The organism is Edaphobacter sp. (assembly GCF_035532915.1).
GTDB lineage: Bacteria > Acidobacteriota > Terriglobia > Terriglobales > Acidobacteriaceae > Edaphobacter.
The window spans coordinates 1-3,304 of sequence record NZ_DATKQC010000482.1 but is presented as its reverse complement, the minus strand read 5'-3'; the positions used below and the strand labels follow the sequence as shown (position 1 = coordinate 3,304).

General features: G+C 58.9%; 4 protein-coding genes. 3 read left to right on the top strand and 1 reads right to left on the bottom strand.

The window, feature by feature from the left end; translation table 11 throughout:
- On the bottom strand, positions 1–930 hold a 930-nt coding region (locus tag VMU57_RS22400; RefSeq protein WP_325387501.1), incomplete at its 3' end, for a hypothetical protein.
- A 142-nt stretch (positions 931–1,072) separates the two neighbouring features.
- On the opposite strand from VMU57_RS22400, the gene VMU57_RS22395 reads away from it, so the two are divergent.
- The 3 genes from VMU57_RS22395 to VMU57_RS22385 all read left to right on the top strand — a co-directional run.
- Positions 1,073–2,083, top strand: coding sequence for a MoxR family ATPase (locus tag VMU57_RS22395; RefSeq protein ID WP_325387499.1), 1,011 nt, complete (start codon positions 1,073–1,075; stop codon positions 2,081–2,083).
- The gene (locus tag VMU57_RS22390) at positions 2,080–3,015 is read left to right on the top strand and encodes a hypothetical protein (RefSeq protein WP_325387497.1); all 936 of its coding nucleotides are present in this window, start codon (positions 2,080–2,082) and stop codon (positions 3,013–3,015) included. The genes VMU57_RS22395 and VMU57_RS22390 overlap by 4 nt, the downstream gene beginning before the upstream one ends.
- Positions 3,012–3,304 (top strand): DUF2201 family putative metallopeptidase (locus VMU57_RS22385; protein ID WP_325387495.1); only part of this gene is annotated, 293 nt, incomplete at its 3' end. The genes VMU57_RS22390 and VMU57_RS22385, both read left to right, overlap by 4 nt.

Below are 3,304 nucleotides of genomic sequence, written 5' to 3'. Positions count from 1 at the left end.
GCTATCGTCGTCGTCGCCATCGGGAATGGAGAAATCAGTGCGCTCTCCGTTCGCAGTCTTGTCGAGGTAATCACCCTCGATAAAGCCCAGATAGACAAAAGGGCCTATGGTGTCAGTGAGCCTGCTCTGAAGATTCGGTATCACTTTGTCGATCTTTTCAGTTCGAACCTCCCGAGAATTTGCAGCGTACATCAGACGATGCAGGTTCTCGTAGGGAGAGTACAAGCGAAGGCCACGCATCCTGAACATGTGATCCTTCACCTGGAAGGTGTGATCTGTCGCTCCGGCTGCAAACGTTTCCGCAAACGTCTTATTGAGGTCGATCAAGTCGATCTCATCCCTGAGCGTCACCGACGGAGCTTTCGGATCAATAAAGAAGGGCAGGCAATGCTCCATCAGACGCCGGGAAATCACAGCGAGGCTCCGCGGGCATGTCTCCTTGTAGGGGTCCAACATGCCGATGAGTCGAAGTATTGTGGTCGGTTCCAGCGCAGAGGAAGGCTCCGGAGTCGGCGGCTGATCCGCCTCTGACGTAAACATGAATTTTTGCTGCCACATCTTGCCGTCTTCGAGATAGTGACTCTCGATCTCGGCAGCCCGGAACGCCTTCAGCCACAGAAACCTGCCAAGGCCCTTGCCTCCTTTTCCGGCTTTATAGCGTGTATCAGACGTAAAGAACGAATCGATGTTCCTCGCATTGAAACCGACGCCGTTGTCCGTCACAACGAACGTGTGAATCGCTCCGGTCCCCTCGACGTCGTGAAGCGTTGGTTCCCGGACCGCGAAGATGTCGATGTGGGGAATCTCAGATATCGATGGCAATTCTTCCAGCGCCTGCAGTGAGTTAACGACCGCCTCAAAGACCGGCAAGAGCGGCTTTGACCGTGGCAGTACTGTGTTTCGCACTTTTCCCGCAATGTCGACCTTCATCGGTGAGGCTCCGAGGCTTCAAGGAAGTTTAGCATGCCTATTCGCCTATTGTTCGCCGACCATGGCCGGGGTGATTCTTGTTGGGGCCCGCCTTATCGACTTACTTCCAACTACTTCATTTTGAACTGATTAAGGAGCAGCCATGAAACCATCAAAGCTTTATGAGGCGCTTCACGCGCTGATCGGTGAATGTGTGCCCCTGCACATCTGGGGCGCGTGCGGCGTTGGGAAGTCGCAGATCGTCGCTCAGGTCGCCAACGATCTCGACTACGACTTTCTCGACGTGCGGGCCGTGCAGCTTGACCCGGTCGATCTTCGGGGTTTGCCGCGGATCGCCGAAGAGCAGACCGAATGGGTGCCGCCCAAGTTTCTCCCCACCACAGGCAAAGGCATTCTCTTTCTCGATGAGCTGACCTCTGCGCCGCAGATGACCCAGGCAGGCTGCTATCAGCTGGTGCTGGACCGGAAGCTCGGCGAGTATATGCTGCCCGATGGCTGGGTTGTCATCGCCGCTGGCAATCCGGCATCGGAGCGTGGAGTCCATTTTGCGATGCCACGACCGCTTCGCAACCGGTTTGTACATCTGGACCTTGAACCGGATCTCGACGACTGGTGCAGGTGGGCGGTCAAGGCTCAAGTCCGGCCTGAGATCATCGCCTTCCTCCGCTTCAAGCCTGAGCTTCTGCATACGGCGGACGCGACGTCAGACGCTAACGCGTGGCCCACTCCGCGTTCCTGGGAGATGGCCTCACAGGTGCTTTGTGGTGTCGCCCGTCGTCAGAAGACGCAGTTTCTCTCGGGGGCCAGCGAGTTTGAGGCGCAGCTCCTGGATGGAACGGTGGGGCCGGCAGCGGCTTCGGAGCTTGTCGCCTTCATTCGGCTGTTTCGCCAGTTGCCTTCGATCGACGAAATCCTTCTGAACCCCACGACGGCGCCGCTTCCCACGGAGCCTTCCGCGCAAATCGCTATTGCTACCGCCCTGGGGAGGGCCTTGAGCGACACCTCGGTAGGGAGAGGAATCGCGTATCTCGACCGGATGCCAACTGAGATGCGGGTAATGGCCGTGCGCGATGCGGCGGCGCGGGACACCGCCATAACCCACACTCCGGAGTTCGTTCGCTTCGGAGTGGAATACCGGGAGGTCATTCAATGATTACCGAACGCGCAATGCTCGCCGCCGTCCACATCAGCATCTGGACGGCCGTCAAACACGACCGCAAGGTCAGCCGCGATGTCGCCGATCAACATGGGGCGCACCAGGGCGCTGGCCGCTACAACAAGCAACTTCTGCGCGGAGCGGACAAACTGGATGAGCTACGCACGCTGGCCGGGCAGATCCGGCAGCACTTTTACAAGATCACTCTGCCCTGGTCCGACGAGGGGTTCCGGCTGTTGCCAGCGAACTTCTACTTCGATCTCATGGCGCGGATGCGCGAGTTCGAGGCCGGCTTCGAACAGGGAGTGGAAAGCTTTCTCGGCGTCTATCCACAGTACATCGAGCAGGTGAGGCCCGAGCTGAACGGGCTCTTCCGGGAGGAAGACTATCCCTCCGCGGAAAAGCTGCGGAAGAAGTTCGGCGTCAAGCTCGAGGTGCTGCCCATCCCGTCAGGAGCGGACTTCCGCGTCCAGATGTCGGCCGAGGAGCAGGCGCGGGTCTCGCGCGAGATCGATGCCAATGTCCGCGAATCGCTGATGCGCGGAACGGAAGACCTCTGGAAGCGGCTGCGCGAGGTGGTTGCCCATATGGTCGACCGGCTGAACGAACCGGAGTCGCGCTTTCACGGTTCCTTGGTCACCAATGTTCTGGACCTGGTGGAGATCCTGCCAAGGCTCAACGTCAACGGCGACACGGACCTCAACCGCTTTGCGGACCAAGTGAAAGAACGGCTGTGCAACTACTCCGCTCAGGACCTCAAGAAGCATGACTTGCTACGCGTCACCACGGCCGCCGACGCCGCCAACATCGTCGCCGAAATGGATGGCCTGTTACGCAGCCGGGAGGCGGCAGAACCCGCTGAGACCCCGAGCGCCGATGACATCTTCACCCGCATGTCCGCGTATATGGAGGCGCCCGCAGCAGCATGAGACATGATTTACCAACCTCGCTGCGCATTCAAAAGGCACGCACCTCACTGATCCTGGACCATCCCTTTTTCGGTTCGCTCCTGTTCCGGTTGAAGGGGTGTGAGTGCCGGTCGATTCAAACGATGGCCACAGATGGAGTGTCGCTCTTCTACAACCCTGATTTTGTTGAAACACTGAACGCGGCGACTCTGGCCGGAACCTTGGCTCACGAGGTTATGCACCCAGCCCTGCATCATCATGTGCGCCGCTCCGGGCGCGACCCCAAACGGTGGAACCAGGCCTGCGACTT